Source organism: Polaromonas sp. (genome assembly GCF_012927415.1).
Lineage (GTDB): Bacteria > Pseudomonadota > Gammaproteobacteria > Burkholderiales > Burkholderiaceae_C > Polaromonas.
This window is the reverse complement of record NZ_JABBPF010000025.1, coordinates 24,894-37,115: the sequence shown is the minus strand read 5'-3', so window position 1 is coordinate 37,115 and position 12,222 is coordinate 24,894. Positions and strand designations below refer to the sequence as shown.

Annotated in this window: 14 protein-coding genes and 2 pseudogenes; 14 read left to right on the top strand and 2 right to left on the bottom strand. The window is 56.7% G+C overall.

All coding sequences use genetic code 11. The features are described 5' to 3' along the window. A partial coding sequence (gene glmU, locus HHJ19_RS02630; RefSeq protein ID WP_296903784.1) for a bifunctional UDP-N-acetylglucosamine diphosphorylase/glucosamine-1-phosphate N-acetyltransferase GlmU occupies nucleotides 1–1,344 on the top strand: 1,344 nt, incomplete at its 5' end. Nucleotides 1,345–1,508: 164 nt separating this feature from the next. Here the strand turns inward: glmU and HHJ19_RS02625 are convergent. Continuing rightward, entirely contained in the window at nucleotides 1,509–1,994 is a 486-nt protein-coding gene (locus tag HHJ19_RS02625; protein ID WP_296903782.1) for an Lrp/AsnC family transcriptional regulator, read from the bottom strand. A gap of 134 nt (nucleotides 1,995–2,128) precedes the next feature. Between HHJ19_RS02625 and glmS the strand changes: the two genes are divergently transcribed. From glmS to HHJ19_RS02585, 9 genes and pseudogenes are all read left to right on the top strand, one after another. After that, a complete protein-coding gene (glmS, locus tag HHJ19_RS02620; protein ID WP_296903781.1) occupies nucleotides 2,129–3,979 on the top strand; it encodes a glutamine--fructose-6-phosphate transaminase (isomerizing) in 1,851 nt (616 codons plus the stop codon). Nucleotides 3,980–4,242: 263 nt separating this feature from the next. Further along, nucleotides 4,243–4,371: a helix-turn-helix domain-containing protein gene (locus HHJ19_RS02615; protein ID WP_366929376.1), complete on the top strand. Its 129-nt coding sequence runs from the start codon at nucleotides 4,243–4,245 to the stop codon at nucleotides 4,369–4,371. Next, nucleotides 4,368–4,589, top strand: coding sequence for a hypothetical protein (locus HHJ19_RS02610; RefSeq protein ID WP_296903779.1), 222 nt, complete (start codon nucleotides 4,368–4,370; stop codon nucleotides 4,587–4,589). Before HHJ19_RS02615 ends, HHJ19_RS02610 begins: the two co-directional genes overlap by 4 nt. Further along, the gene (locus HHJ19_RS02605) at nucleotides 4,586–4,801 is read left to right on the top strand and encodes a hypothetical protein (protein WP_296903778.1); all 216 of its coding nucleotides are present in this window, start codon (nucleotides 4,586–4,588) and stop codon (nucleotides 4,799–4,801) included. Before HHJ19_RS02610 ends, HHJ19_RS02605 begins: the two co-directional genes overlap by 4 nt. 214 nt (nucleotides 4,802–5,015) lie before the next feature. Beyond that, a complete protein-coding gene (locus HHJ19_RS02600) occupies nucleotides 5,016–6,167 on the top strand; it encodes an ABC transporter substrate-binding protein (protein WP_296903776.1) in 1,152 nt (383 codons plus the stop codon). A gap of 87 nt (nucleotides 6,168–6,254) precedes the next feature. Further along, a pseudogene (locus HHJ19_RS02595) lies at nucleotides 6,255–6,914 on the top strand (IS6 family transposase). A 251-nt stretch (nucleotides 6,915–7,165) separates the two neighbouring features. Next, nucleotides 7,166–7,855: a dihydrofolate reductase family protein gene (locus tag HHJ19_RS02590; protein ID WP_296903775.1), complete on the top strand. Its 690-nt coding sequence runs from the start codon at nucleotides 7,166–7,168 to the stop codon at nucleotides 7,853–7,855. A 754-nt stretch (nucleotides 7,856–8,609) separates the two neighbouring features. Next, nucleotides 8,610–8,774, top strand: a complete 165-nt coding sequence (locus HHJ19_RS18000) for an alcohol dehydrogenase catalytic domain-containing protein (protein ID WP_366929375.1) — start codon at nucleotides 8,610–8,612, stop codon at nucleotides 8,772–8,774. A 102-nt stretch (nucleotides 8,775–8,876) separates the two neighbouring features. Then, nucleotides 8,877–9,710, top strand: a complete 834-nt coding sequence (locus HHJ19_RS02585; protein ID WP_296903774.1) for an aldo/keto reductase — start codon at nucleotides 8,877–8,879, stop codon at nucleotides 9,708–9,710. A 222-nt stretch (nucleotides 9,711–9,932) separates the two neighbouring features. On the opposite strand, the pseudogene HHJ19_RS02580 reads toward HHJ19_RS02585, so the two are convergent. Then, a pseudogene (locus tag HHJ19_RS02580) lies at nucleotides 9,933–10,168 on the bottom strand (DDE-type integrase/transposase/recombinase); the annotation flags it as partial. Between HHJ19_RS02580 and HHJ19_RS02575 the strand changes: the two are divergent. The 4 genes from HHJ19_RS02575 to HHJ19_RS02560 all read left to right on the top strand — a co-directional run bounded on the left by HHJ19_RS02575 (nucleotide 10,127) and on the right by HHJ19_RS02560 (nucleotide 12,210). Then, nucleotides 10,127–10,336, top strand: coding sequence for a hypothetical protein (locus HHJ19_RS02575; protein WP_296903790.1), 210 nt, complete (start codon nucleotides 10,127–10,129; stop codon nucleotides 10,334–10,336). The pseudogene HHJ19_RS02580 and the gene HHJ19_RS02575 sit on opposite strands and share 42 nt — an antisense overlap. A gap of 100 nt (nucleotides 10,337–10,436) precedes the next feature. Then, the gene (locus HHJ19_RS02570) at nucleotides 10,437–10,601 is read left to right on the top strand and encodes a hypothetical protein (RefSeq protein WP_296903773.1); all 165 of its coding nucleotides are present in this window, start codon (nucleotides 10,437–10,439) and stop codon (nucleotides 10,599–10,601) included. 63 nt (nucleotides 10,602–10,664) lie between these two features. Continuing rightward, nucleotides 10,665–10,916 carry a GlsB/YeaQ/YmgE family stress response membrane protein gene (locus HHJ19_RS02565; RefSeq protein ID WP_296903772.1) on the top strand — a complete coding sequence of 84 codons (252 nt, stop codon included), beginning with the start codon at nucleotides 10,665–10,667 and terminating at the stop codon, nucleotides 10,914–10,916. A 115-nt stretch (nucleotides 10,917–11,031) separates the two neighbouring features. Then, nucleotides 11,032–12,210 (top strand): fumarylacetoacetate hydrolase family protein, encoded by a 1,179-nt coding sequence (locus tag HHJ19_RS02560; protein WP_296903771.1) that lies wholly within the window; start codon nucleotides 11,032–11,034, stop codon nucleotides 12,208–12,210. Nucleotides 12,211–12,222: the final 12 nt, after the last annotated feature.

Below are 12,222 nucleotides of genomic sequence, written 5' to 3'. Positions count from 1 at the left end.
GTGCACCGATTGGGCGGACGTGCATTACTGGCCCATGTGATGGACTGCGCTGCCTGGTTGTCGGCGCGCCAGGCAGTGGTGATTACGGGCCATGGCGCGGCTCAGGTGGAAGCAGCCTGCGCCGGATTGACTGGTGCGGCGGCCGATTTGACGGTCAGGCTGGCGCGCCAGGAGCCGCAACTTGGCACCGGCCACGCAGTGCAGCAGGCTCTGCCGCTGCTGCAGGACGACGGCGTCACACTGGTGCTGTCGGGCGACGTGCCGCTGACACAGCCTGCCACCTTGCAGGCCCTGCTGGCGCAGTCGGATGGCCAGCGACTGGCGCTGCTCACGCTCGACATGGCCGATCCTGCGGGCTATGGGCGCATTGTTCGCGCCGGGGAAGAGGCCTCGGCGCAGGTGCGTGCCATCGTGGAACATAAGGACGCAACCGACGCGCAACGCACTATTACCGAAATCTACAGCGGCATCATGGCCGTGCCGACCCGGCTGCTGCGGCGCTGGCTGGCGCGGCTTGACAACCAGAATGCACAGAACGAGTACTACCTGACCGACATCGTGAAGTTTGCCGTAGCCGACGGAGTGGCCGTTGTGGCGCACCAGATCCTTGACGCCGCGCAGGTCGCTGGCGTGAACAGTCCCGTCCAGCTGGCCGAGCTTGAGCGCGTGTTCCAGCAGCGCCAGGCCACCGCGCTGATGGAGCAGGGCGTGCGGCTGGCCGACCCGGCGCGGCTGGACGTACGCGGCACGCTGGTCTGCGGCCAGGACGTCGAGATTGACGTGAACTGCGTGTTTGACGGCCAGGTAAGCCTGGGCGACGGCGTGCGCGTGGGCGCCAACTGCGTGATCGCCAACGCCACCATCGCGGCAGGCGCGGTGATTCATCCGTTCACGCACATTGAGGGCGAAAAGCTGGGTGTTCAGGTTGGCGAGGGTTCGCTGGTCGGCCCTTTTGCCCGCCTTCGCCCCGGTGCCAACCTGGGTCCCGAGGTGCATATCGGCAATTTTGTCGAAGTCAAAAACTCCACCCTGGCCAGAGGCGCCAAAGCCAATCATCTGGCCTACCTGGGCGACGCCACGGTGGGCGAACGCGTCAACTATGGCGCGGGTAGCATCACCGCCAATTACGACGGTGCCAACAAGCACCGCACGGTGATTGAGGCAGATGTGAATGTGGGCAGCAATTGCGTGCTGGTCGCGCCCATCACCATCGGCCAGGGCGGCACTGTCGGTGGTGGCTCCACGCTCACCAAAAGCACGCCAGCAGGTGCCTTGAGCGTGGCGCGCGGAAAGCAAGTCACCATTGCCCACTTTACGCGCCCGGCCAAGCTGCCCAAGGCTTGATGACGGGTTTTAGGCGTCAAATCCGGCTCTTGTCCAGTGGATTCAAGTGTTGGTTGCTATTTAATTAATAGCTTATTCACCTTTGCAGGTGGGCGCTGCTCGTTGCCGACAAAAGCATGAAGCGCGGTAATTGCTATTAATTAAATAGCAGTGAAAAACCGTATTTATTGGACAAGAAGTACTTTTGGTTCAAATTTGAGGCGTTTGATACTAAAAAAGGTTTTCACGTTGCGCACATTTGCATCGCTGGTGAAAAGCCGCTGCGCAAGGGCCAGATAGCGCGGCATGTCAGCCACCTGTACCAGCAAGATGAAATCGGGCCCCGGCGAGACGCGGTAACACTGCTGCACCGCATCGTCCGGCACCACGCGCGCTTCAAACGCCTCCAGTTGCTCGGCACCCTGCCGGTCCAGCGAGATTTCGACCAGCGCCGTCAGGCCCCGGCCCAGCGCCACGGCGAGCTTTTCAGGGTTGAGCACGGCGATTTCACGCTCGATCAGCCCCGCATCGCGCAGCCGCTTGACCCTGCGCAAACAGGTTGGCGGTGACACATTAACGCGCCCGGCCAAAGCCAAGTTGCTCAGCGTGGCATCGCTTTGCAGCAAATCAAGTAGTTTGATGTCCGTGGCGTCAATATCTATTTGTTCCATTATATTTATATAAATGAAATTAAATTACAAGTAATATTGTGAATGGAATATTATTCCAAAAATCGATCTAAATCAATCACCTTAAAAAACAATCAAGACGTACCATCAGCACATTATTTTTGAGGAGTCACTCCATGTGCGGCATTGTTGCAGCGGTTTCCATGAGAAACATCGTTCCCATCCTGGTGCAGGGCCTGCAAAGGCTGGAGTACCGCGGTTATGACTCGTGTGGCGTGGCAGTTTATGCTGATGGCCTCAAACGCGCGCGAAGCACCTCCCGCGTGGCTGAGTTGCAGGCGCAAGTGAGCGCCGACAAACTTGAGGGTGGTACCGGTATTGCCCACACCCGCTGGGCCACCCACGGCGCTCCCGCGGTGCATAACGCGCATCCGCATTTCAGCCACGGCACCGGCGCCAGCAGTGCCATCCGCCCCGGCAAGGTCGCGCTGGTGCATAACGGCATCATCGAAAACCACGACGAACTCCGCGCAGCGCTGCAGGCCAAGGGCTATGTGTTTGAAAGCCAGACCGATACCGAAGTCATCGTGCATTTGATGGACAGCCTCTACGACGGCGACCTGTTCGAGGCGCTCAAGGCCGCCGTGGTGCAGTTGCGGGGTGCCTATGCCATCGCCGCGTTCTGCAAGGACGAACCGCATCGCGTGGTCGGTGCCCGTGCCGGCTCGCCGCTGATCCTGGGAGTGGGAAACGCCCATTCCGAGAATTTCCTGGCCAGCGACGCGATGGCGCTGGCCGGAGTGACCGACCAGATCGTCTACCTTGAAGAAGGGGACCTGGTCGATCTTCAGCTCGGCAAATACTGGGTGTTTGACCGCCAGCACAAAAAGGTGGAGCGCGAGGTTAAAACCGTTCATGCTCACAGCGGCGCCGCCGAGCTGGGGCCTTACCGCCACTACATGCAAAAAGAGATTTTCGAGCAGCCGCGCGCCATTGCCGACACGCTCGAGGGCATCAAAGGCATCGTTCCCGAGCTGTTTGGCGACCAGGCGCGTGGCGTATTCGAAGCTATCGATTCGGTGCTCATCCTGGCGTGCGGCACCAGCTACTACAGCGGCTGCGTGGCCAAATACTGGCTGGAGTCCATCGCCAGGATACCGACCCAGGTGGAAGTTGCCAGCGAATACCGCTACCGCGACTCGGTGCCCAACCCCGGGACGCTGGTGGTCACCATCACGCAAAGCGGCGAAACGGCCGACACGCTGGCCGCCCTGCGCCACGCGCAAAGTCTGGGCATGATGCAAACGCTGACCATCTGCAACGTCGCCACCTCGGCCATGGTGCGCGAATGCAAGCTTGCCTATGTCACGCGCGCCGGTGTCGAGATTGGCGTTGCCTCGACCAAAGCCTTCACGACCCAACTGGCAGGCCTGTTCCTGTTGACGCTGACGCTGGCGCAATCCAGGGGCCACTTGAGCGAGGCCGGGGAAGCCGCTCACCTAAAGGCCATGCGCCACCTGCCAGCAGCCCTGCAGGCCGTGTTGGCGCTGGAGCCGCAGGTCATCAGCTGGTCTGAAGATTTCGCCAAGAAGGAAAATGCGCTATTTCTCGGCCGCGGTATGCACTACCCGATCGCGCTTGAAGGCGCGCTCAAGCTGAAAGAAATCAGCTATATCCACGCCGAGGCCTATCCGGCTGGCGAACTCAAGCACGGTCCGCTGGCGCTGGTCACCAGCGCCATGCCGGTGGTGACCGTCGCGCCCAATGACGCATTGATTGAAAAGCTGAAAAGCAACATGCAGGAAGTGCGTGCGCGCGGCGGCGTGCTGTATGTGCTGGCCGATGCTGACAGCCGCATCGACAACAGCGAAGGCGTTCACGTCATCCGCATGCCTGAGAACTACGGGCCGTTAAGTCCGCTGCTGCATGTGGTGCCGCTGCAACTGCTGGCCTACCACACGGCGCTGGCGCGCGGCACGGATGTAGACAAACCGCGCAATCTTGCCAAGAGCGTGACGGTCGAATGAGGGGTGCTACGAGCCCGGCTCATGTATTCAATTTGATGAAGGTCGTTAACACGTCGTCAACAGGTTGCTAAAGTCGTAAACACGGCTATCCGTGCATGCACACCGCAAGCGGTTTCTTGGCGAGACCCCGCAATTTGCTTGCGGCGATCATCCGATCGTTGGCGCCGACCGAAAACTGGCTCACTTATCGAGCTTGTGGCGATCCAGAATTGACTCCGCTCTTTTACTGGCTCAGCCTAATTTTCAGATAGGGAAAGAAGGGGATGGCCATGGAAATGGCGAGAAAAATCAGACGAATGCGTTTGTGCGACCAGATGTCGCTGCATGCCATTGCCAGGCAGACCGGCTTGTCGCCTCACACGTTCAGGAGATGGCTGGAAGGCGCCGGATGAGGGCGCGTTGCCAACAGACCGGCGTACCCCGGAACGGGCAAGCTGAGCGCGTTTCATGCGGCACTGTTCTGGCGCTCAAGGCCAGTGCCCGTCGCTACAAGCAAATCTGGCCCACGCCCAACGTTTTGTTTGCGCAGATCAAGGCCGACTGCTACGCCGCCAGCGACAGTCGCGTCCCCGACCCCCGATCCCCGATTTCATCCGCCAGTGGCCGGTGAACGAAAGCAAGACACGTCATGCCCTTGGTTCCTCGACGTTCGAGCGCGGCGACATGGTTCAGTCCGACTGGAGCGATGAGGGTTTGGTGGTGGGCGGCAGCGACTACACGCTGCAGGCCTCGCAGACGAGGCTGCGCGCGAATCGAGCCCCCTGGCTGAAGGTCAGGCAGGCCAAGGGCCGCTGGTCAATGCGCGAGATGCCGCAGCAATAGCCCGTTCCCTTCCATCATTCATCTTCAAAACAATCAAGTCAGGAAGACTGCCAAAACCATGTAATGAGTGCATTCATCTACAGTTGAAAACCTAAAACTGCCGATCCGCCATGGTGCAATATTAAATCGGCGCCGACATACTGGCAAATTTTCCAAAACTAAGATATAAACCCGGAGATTCCAACTGAAGCATTCGATAACAACAGGATTGATAATGCCGAATTTTTTCAAAAAACTGTGCGCTACCTTTGCGGGCATGCTCTTATGTTTCAACATTCAGCTAGCGGCGGCACAAACCGTTCCCAGCGTGCCAGATGCAGAAATATTGATTGGACAATCCTGTCAGCTCACTGGGCCATTGGCCGCTTTATCGACTGAGACACGTCAGGGTGCGAATCTATACTTTGACTATATCAATGCCAACGGAGGAATACGCGGCCGCAAGATAAGAGTCATCGCACTTGACGACGCGTACGACCCGAAGAAAGCAGCAGAAAACACGCGAACACTGATTGACCAGGAAAAGGTATTGGCCTTGTTCCAATATGCAGGTACGCCGCCTTCGCTTGCTGCATTGCCGATGGTTGAAGAGGCCGGCGTACCTTTCATTGCGCCGTTCACAGGTTCGGATGCATTGCGTAAAAAATTCAGCCGCTATGTATTCAACATTAAGGCCGGTTACAGCGCCGAACTAGCCGCCATGGTCAAGCAGTTGGCAGCAGTTGGTATTACTAAAGTAGCAGTTGCCTATCTCAACAATTCCTTTGGTACGGGGGGCTTGGCTTCGCTCAAAGAATCAGCCAAATTGCATGGCGTTTCACTGACAGCGGAATCGCCGATCGAGGTTGACGGCTCAAAGATGGACCTGGCCGTTGAAACGATCGGAAAATCTTTGCCGCAGGCCATTATTGTGGTCAGTGCTGGTAAACCCAGCATCAACTTTGTCGATGCCTATCTGAAGGCTGGCTACCGGTCGACCTTTTATATGTTGTCCGTGATCAGCAATACCCAACTGGTGGCCGCCCTGGGGGAGCGTGCGCGAGGTATTGTGATCTCGCAGGTGGTTCCATCCCCCTGGAATCAGGGTATCAGCGTGTCCAGAGAGTTTCAGGGTTTGGCTGTAAAGCAGGGCATCAAGGAATACACCTTTAGCCAGATGGAAGGTTTCATTTCCGCGAAGTTTTTGGTTGAAGCCTTGAGACGGGCTGGGAGCAAGCCGACTCGCGAGAGTTTGATTCGTGGCCTCGAAACCATAAATGCGGTGGATTTTGGCGGGTATGGGGTTGAAATATCTTCAACCCAGCATAGCTCGGGAAAATTTGTAGACTTGCTAATCCTAGGGCAACAAGGAAAATTCACGAGGTAAGGCAGGAAGGCGGAGGTTCTGCGCATTGGCGGTCAAGCAGTTCGCTCGACTATGCTGAGCGCTTTGACTGAGAAGGCTTGAGACACGATGCTGACTGCCAAAGGAATCCGCCTTCCTATCGACGCAATTCTGGTGCATTCATTGGTATGTCGTGTAGCCGTCGATCTACTGCCATCTCGATAAGATGAGGGAGGAGCGAGGTGCGTTTGTCGACTATTCCTCAAACAGCCGCTGGGCAATCCTGTTTCTGCCTCTGCTAGAAAAAGTTTATCGCCAACATAAACGCCCGGGGGCGGAAGCTGGCGCGTGGGCGAGACTTGCATCAAGGTCAAGGGCGCCTGAAAATACCGATACCGCGCAGTGGACAAGCAAGACAAGGCAGCTGACTTTTTGTCGACGGCCAGGCGGGGCAAGGCCGCAGCCAAGCGGTTCTTTGAAAGGCCATGAAGGCCAGCGGTGTTCCCGAAAAGGTCACGATGGACGAAAGCGGTGCTAACGAAACGGCCACGGGGGAAATCAATGGCACAGGCGAAAAACCGGTCATCATTCGACAAGTCAAATACCTGAACAAGATCGTCGAGCAGGACCACTTGGCGGTAACGCCGGTCACCAAACCGAGGCGCAACTTCAGGTCACTTCAAGTCAATTCGAGCCGTAAGAAATGTCCTGGCCGGCATCGAACTCATGCCCATGATGCGTAAAGGTCAACTCCTGCTACAAGGCTGCATCAAAGCTGTCTTTTGCTGACCCGGCAGGTGAAACCCGTCCCATTTAACGAGATGGCATCCGCTGCGACCCAAAACACGCCCAACAACGAGCAACATGACAGAATCAAATTTTCCGGGCAGGTTCGTCGCTGAATCTGACAAATTTTTAACGCTGCGGGGGGCTTCACTGAAAGTTAGGCAGGGTGAGGTTTGGTAAATTTGATTGCCTTCTGATGCATGGACCGACATAATCAAAATTTGTCGGCCACCAATGATTATTGGGAGTTTTTCATGAAACCATATGTCATCTGCCATATGATGTCTTCCATCGATGGACATGCGCTCACGGACGGTTGGGCGCGCCCTTTTAAAAAAGACGCCGGCGACCTTTATGAGAAGCTTGCCCAGCAGTTTGAGTTCGATGCATGGATCTGCGGTAGGGTCACCATGCAGGAAATTGCACATGGCAGTGACTACCAGAAAGGCTTGGCCAAAGCGCCTGTCCCCCGAATTCATTATTTCGCCAAGCGTAATGCGGCCTGCTACGCTGTCTCGATTGATCCCCATGGAAAAGTGGCTTGGACGAACAACGAGGCGCTAGATTCGCATGTCGTTTCGGTTGTGACGGAAGCGGTGTCGGATGACTATCTGGCCTACCTGAAATCCATTAATGTGTCTTACATTTTTGGCGGCAAGACAGAGATTGATTTGGTGCAAGTTATTGCAACCCTTGCGGAAGAACTCGGCACAAAGCGTCTGATCGTCGAAGGCGGACCCACCGTGAGCGGGTCATTCGTAAACGCCGGGCTTATTGATGAGGTTAGTGTTCTCATATTGCCGTTGATTGACGGGCGTGGAGAGCATCCTGCGTCGTTTGAGATCGCCAAAGATAGCTGGACTAAACCAACTTACCTTACATTGAATTCGGCAGATATCCAGGATGGCGGCGGTGTGTGGCTGCGGTACACGAACCAGCTCTGAGTGTTCCGGATGTGAAAGTGCCGCACACGAAGATCGAACTGCAGGCACTGAAATTTGATTTTTTAAGCAGTGCGCTCACCAAAGCAGAATGGCCGAGCGCAAAAGGGCGATCTACCGCTCTCATGAACTGCACCTAAAGCATCCGTTTGCTGGCAGCCCTCGGCAATCGCGTGGCCATCCTTTCAACCTTCGATAAATTCGGCGTTGTGGCCGAATGCGATGGCCTTTGAGACCATGTTCACGCCAGCTCTCTTATTGAGCTGTTTCCCGACTGCATGACTTCACCCGCTTCAATTGACACCTGTTCCGTCGATCACGCAGGTGAAGCGGCCTGCCATCGAGAACGGTTCAAACTGCCTTCAACGGGTTTTTCGACCAGAATCAACTGCAGCTGACAGTCTCTTAAACCAAAGTTTATTGTCAGTAAACAGCATCCATTCGCGCGGGCCTGCTAATCAGCGTCCCATTTTTTGGATCTGTCAGCGCCTGCAATTTTCAATATGACATGGCACTGGCTAAATGCTGCTTCGGGATGCGCTCTCGGCAAAACGGCGCTTACATCGGGAAATAATCAGCACGCTGAGTGACATTTTTTGCCGCCGGTGATTGGGGCAGCACAATATGCTCGAAAAAAGCGACGTTAAAACCGGATAAATCAAGGGCTTGCCAGGCAACTCCACGCCAGTGCTCGTTCTCCTTTCGTCACTTTTAACAACCAAAAAAAATCGACCCCAAGGCCATCCGCGAACTTGTTATGTGCGGCATCGCACAGACACCCGATTCGACAGCGAGCAGGGTAAGCGTATTGGTTTTTGGTCATGAGATAACTGGAGAGGTACATGAGGTGAGCCAGGGTGTGGAGTTGATCAAAAAGGGCGACCTGTGCCGAGCGCCCTCTAGCATCTCTTGTAAACGCTGACGCAATTGCAAGAAGCCCGGGCCGGGCCGCGCGACGTTGGTTGCGGTGCCCGCATCAGGTCGAGCAAGCTTCCCTTAACAGGGAATATCAGGAGATCACTGCATGAAGACAGTCACATTGCCATCGCACAAACGCGTGTCGGCTTTTGGGTTGGGGACTTGGCATTTGGGGGAAAATCGGGCGACCCGCACGGAAGAGATCGCAACGCTTCGCCTTGGTCTTGATCTTGGCGTTACCCTCATCGACACAGCAGAAATGTATGGTGAAGGCCGGTCGGAAGAGCTTGTCGCCGAGGCGATAGAGGGCAGACGCGACCAAGTCTTCCTCGTGAGCAAAGTCTCTCCGCATAACGCGTCCCGCAAGGGTGCCGTCGTTGCCTGCGAGCGCAGCTTGGCGAGGCTGCGCACCGATCATATCGACCTTTATCTCCTGCATTGGCGTGGCAATGTGCCATTCGCAGAGACGATAGAGGCGTTCGTGGCGCTTCAAAAGGCTGGCAAGATTCACCACTACGGCGTCAGCAATTTCGATCTCGCGGACATGCAGGAACTGTGGTCGGTTCCCGACGGCTCCGCTGTGGCAACCAACCAACTCCTCTACAACCTCACTCGCCGAGGCATTGAATGGGATTTGCTTCCGTGGCTCCGCGAGCGCCCCATTCCGATCATGGCTTATTCTCCAATTGAGCAAGCCAAACTTACCCTGAATCCGAAGCTCGTCGATTTCGCACAGCGCCACGGCATGACACCCGCACAGGTCGGCCTGGCTTGGTTACTGGCATTTGACGACGTGATCGTCATTCCTAAAACCGGCCACCGCGACCGGCTGAAGGAAAATATCGGCGCCTTGGATCATCGTCTGACGCAAGCGCAACTGGCCGAACTCGATCGGTTGTTCCCACCGCCGATAGGCCCGAGTCCGTTGGAAATGCTTTGATGAGCGCAGCCTAAATCAACAATACCTTTACGGATTTATCTCCGGCGAAGAGTCTGAACTTTTCGCGCTGCCGTGCTATTGGGAAATTGGCTATGCGCGCGTCCTAGTTACACAATATTAAAGCGGAGGTGACTGAGAAAAAGAGACAGGCTCGACCCAGTGGCGGTTGAACGGCTCTGTCGCGGTGCCAGTTGATGAACGTGTTTTGGGTCGGAACGGATGTCAGCTTCTCAAATGGGACGGATTTGCCCTGCCGATGGATAAAACGGGGCAGCAAAAGACAGCTTTGATGCATCCTTGCAGCAGGAGTTGACCTTTGCGGATCATGGGCATGAGTTCGATGCCGGCCAGGACATTCTGGTCGAGCGAAATGACTGAAAATTCAGCCTTGGGTTGATGACCCTCTTTATCGCCCGGTGGTCCTGCTGGACGATGTTGTTCAGGTATTTGACTTGTTGATCGTGACGTTTTCGGGAACACCGCTTGCTTTCATGGTTTTTGCCAAGAACTGCACGGCTGGCGCCTTGGCGGGCCTGGCCGACCGGATTTGCAAGGCGTTGACGGTCCATGCCACTGTGGAAGAGGAAATTTCTTATCCTTGCTACGCGCGCGGCGATCAAGGATGACGCATTGCTCAGTGAGGCCACGGCTGAACATGCGAGCGCCAAGAATCTGATTTTTTAGATTCAGGGAATGGATGCGGGTTAAGAACCGTTTGACGCCAAAATGACCGTCCCTGGTAAATCCATTAATCATCATGTCAAGAAAGAGCGTGATGAGATGTTCACCAGGGCTTGGAAAACCACGCTTGACCTTGTGAGAATGCGCGAGTCGCTGCAACTCCGAAAAGACGAACTCATGGCGCAGTTGGAAGCAGGCGGTTCGCTGTAAACTGCGCGCCTGCCGCCCCTAGTTTTCCCAAGAGTCGCAAACACACTACGCAGAAAGAAGTAAATGAGCATTATCTGGACCATTCTTATCGGATTTGTCGTTGGCGTTGTGGCGAAATTCTTCATGCCCGGCCGCGATCCTGCGGGTTTCATCATCACGGTGCTGATCGGCATTGCCGGCTCGGTGATTGCCACCTATCTCGGGCGATTCATGGGGTTTTACCAGGTTGGTCAATCCGCCGGTTTCATTGCGGCAGTGTTAGGCGCAATCGTCTTGCTGATCGGCTATCGCCTGATCACCGGCAAGCGCGGCTGACGGTCTGGCGCCGGTCGGGGCGCAGGGCTGTCAAGTCTGGCTCGCTGAAGCAGGCCCCGATGGCGGTAGGATGGAGCATTGAAATTTTTGGCCTGTGACCGGGCGCCTTTCCGCCATGAAAAAATCTTTGATGCTGCGGTCCACCTTGCCGATGGATGCTCCTCAGGCTCTCCTGATCGGTCGTGTCTGGGTTGAAGGCAGTGGTCCTGTGCTGGCGCTGGTCAGCGCTGAGGAGGTATTTGACCTCTCCAGCGTGGCGCCTACGGCTAGCCAGTTGCTGGAATTACACGACGTGGCGCAAGCGGTGCGGGCGGCGTCTGCCTCATTGCCGCGCCTTGGCAGTACGGCCGAGGTGCTGGCCAATACTGCAGAGGACGCGCGCGACCCGGGCCTGCCATGGTTGCTGGCCCCGTGCGACTTGCAGGCCCTCAAGGCCGCTGGCGTGACTTTCGTGGCGTCCATGCTGGAGCGTGTCATTGAGGAGCAGGCCAGGGGTGACGCCAGCAAGGCGGAGGCCGTTCGCAAGGCGGTGATAGGCGTGATGGGCGATAACCTCGGCAGCATCAAGCCGGGCTCGGCCGAGGCGGCTCGACTTAAGGAAGTCCTGGTGGCGCAGGGTGTGTGGTCGCAATATCTTGAGGTCGGCATTGGCCCCGATGCAGAAATATTTACCAAGAGCCAGCCCCTGAGCGCGGTTGGCACGGGCGCCGAAGTAGGCATTCACCCACAAAGCCGCTGGAACAATCCCGAACCCGAAATCGTGCTGGCGGTGAATTCGCGTGGTGAGGTGCGGGGCGCAGCATTGGGCAATGACGTCAATTTGCGCGACTTTGAAGGACGCAGCGCGCTGCTGTTGGGTAAAGCCAAGGACAACAACGCCTCATGCGCAATTGGCCCGTTTATCCGCTTGTTTGACAAGCACTTCGACATCGACGACGTGCGCCGCAGCGACCTGAACATGACGGTTGTGGGACCGGAAGGGTTCGAGATGGAGGGCGGCAGTTCCCTGAGAAAAATCAGCCGCGACCCGCTTGACCTCGTCGCGCAGGCCATGGGCCCGAATCACCAGTATCCGGATGGCTTCATGCTTTTTCTGGGCACCATGTTCGCCCCTACGCAAGATCGTCACGGCCCGGGCCAGGGTTTTACCCATGTGGTCGGCGATGTGGTGTCGGTGTCAACGCCGCAGCTCGGCACGCTGGTGAATCGCGTCACCACCTCCGATCTTGCCGCTCCCTGGACGTTTGGCATCGCTGCGCTGATGCGGAGTCTGGCGCGTCGGGGCCTGCTGTAAAAGCAGCGGGTA

Coding starts and splice junctions, on each gene's coding strand:
- glmS (WP_296903781.1), top strand. CDS start 2,129: ATGTGCGGCATTGTTGCAGCGGTTTCCATGAGAAACATCGTTCCCATC.
- HHJ19_RS02615 (WP_366929376.1), top strand. CDS start 4,243: ATGGCCATGGAAATGGCGAGAAAAATCAGACGAATGCGTTTGTGCGAC.
- HHJ19_RS02565 (WP_296903772.1), top strand. CDS start 10,665: ATGAGCATTATCTGGACCATTCTTATCGGATTTGTCGTTGGCGTTGTG.
- HHJ19_RS02560 (WP_296903771.1), top strand. CDS start 11,032: ATGAAAAAATCTTTGATGCTGCGGTCCACCTTGCCGATGGATGCTCCT.
- HHJ19_RS02625 (WP_296903782.1), bottom strand. CDS start 1,994: ATGGAACAAATAGATATTGACGCCACGGACATCAAACTACTTGATTTG.
- HHJ19_RS02585 (WP_296903774.1), top strand. CDS start 8,877: ATGAAGACAGTCACATTGCCATCGCACAAACGCGTGTCGGCTTTTGGG.
- HHJ19_RS02600 (WP_296903776.1), top strand. CDS start 5,016: ATGCCGAATTTTTTCAAAAAACTGTGCGCTACCTTTGCGGGCATGCTC.
- HHJ19_RS18000 (WP_366929375.1), top strand. CDS start 8,610: ATGTGCGGCATCGCACAGACACCCGATTCGACAGCGAGCAGGGTAAGC.
- HHJ19_RS02570 (WP_296903773.1), top strand. CDS start 10,437: ATGACCGTCCCTGGTAAATCCATTAATCATCATGTCAAGAAAGAGCGT.
- HHJ19_RS02590 (WP_296903775.1), top strand. CDS start 7,166: ATGAAACCATATGTCATCTGCCATATGATGTCTTCCATCGATGGACAT.
- HHJ19_RS02610 (WP_296903779.1), top strand. CDS start 4,368: ATGAGGGCGCGTTGCCAACAGACCGGCGTACCCCGGAACGGGCAAGCT.